Raw genomic sequence first — 1,233 nt, 5'->3', positions numbered from 1 at the left:
GGTCTTGATTTCAACCCGTCGATGCAACAGTTAGGGCAAAACGTTCTGCCGGTGTTTGATAGTTTAGTGTTTTTCTAGGGCGTTCATTGAGTTGCCTTGCTACTGCATTGAGTTTGGCTTGAGAGTAGTTAGCTAAGCTCATGCCTTTAGGGAAGTACTGTCTTAATAGCCCATTGGTATTTTCATTCGAGCCTCGTTGCCAAGGATGCTGAGGATCGCAAAAATACACTTGCACATCGGTAGCTAGAGTAAAGCGTTTGTGTTCAGACATTTCTTTACCCCGATCCCATGTTAAGGACTTGTAGAGCTCTTGCGGTAACTTGCGGGCATGCTTGATGAGTGCATTGACCACCGTCTCACTGTCTTTACGAGCCACCTTGACTAGCATCACATAGCGAGTCTGGCGCTCCACGAGAGTAGCGATCTGACTATTGGCATCCCCATATAAAAGATCACCCTCCCAATGGCCGGGAACAGCTCTATCTTCTGCTTCGGCTGGCCGCTCTCTGATCGAGACTGCATCCTTAATTTTTCCAAGCCCTGCATCCTTCAGCGTGTGATGCCGTGATCGGCGCATGATGCGGGTGCGTCGTAAATGCTGGGTGAGCTCTTTCTTTAAGGCTCCGCGGGCTTGGATGAAGAGGCTACGGTAGATCGTTTCGTGTGACACCTGATAGTCCTCCTGATCTGGATAAGTCTCTTTTAGCCAACCGGCAATCTGTTGTGGTGACCAGTAGTGCTGCAGTTTATCTGCCACCAGATGCGCTAAGGCTTTATTCAAGACTAGTTTACAAGTCTGAGGGCGATGTGCCCTGTCCCAAGCAGACTGGTCTGATTGATTGGCTCGATAGCTCTTTGGATCACCATTACGACCAATCTCACGACTAATCGTAGAAGGCGAGCGGCCCAACTCGGTAGCAATTGATCTCATGGATTGACCGCTTGCCAGACCACGTGAAATGGCTTCCCGTTCAGCTAAGGTTAATGCTAGTTTAGATCGAGTTCGCTCTGGCGGTCTAATGCCGCCACTCTCAGCCAAAATTCGCTGAACTGCCGAGTGGTGGCGATCAAATAACTGGGCAATTTGCTGGAGAGAATCTCCCTTTTTCCAGCGCTCCCACATTAAAGCCTTCTGGGTAGCTGTGTAATAGATTCGAGGTCGTTGTTTCATGAGCAACACTCCTTGCGCTTACGCAGTTTGTAGTGTGTTGCATCGACGGGTTGAAATCAAGG

The 1,233-nt window shown here is 49.3% G+C and carries 1 protein-coding gene; it reads right to left on the bottom strand.

Annotated elements, in window-relative coordinates; all coding sequences use genetic code 11:
- Nucleotides 1-10 precede the first annotated feature (10 nt).
- Entirely contained in the window at nt 11-1,171 is a 1,161-nt protein-coding gene (locus ICN18_RS08440; RefSeq protein WP_216190072.1) for an IS30 family transposase, read from the bottom strand.
- Between the last annotated feature and the right edge of the window lie 62 nt (nt 1,172-1,233).

Source organism: Polynucleobacter parvulilacunae (assembly GCF_018881715.1).
GTDB classification, from domain to species: domain Bacteria; phylum Pseudomonadota; class Gammaproteobacteria; order Burkholderiales; family Burkholderiaceae; genus Polynucleobacter; species Polynucleobacter parvulilacunae.
Note: the sequence above shows the minus strand (reverse complement) of the source record. Positions and strands in the feature narration are given on the sequence as shown.

Coding starts and splice junctions, on each gene's coding strand:
- ICN18_RS08440 (WP_216190072.1), bottom strand. CDS start 1,171: ATGAAACAACGACCTCGAATCTATTACACAGCTACCCAGAAGGCTTTA.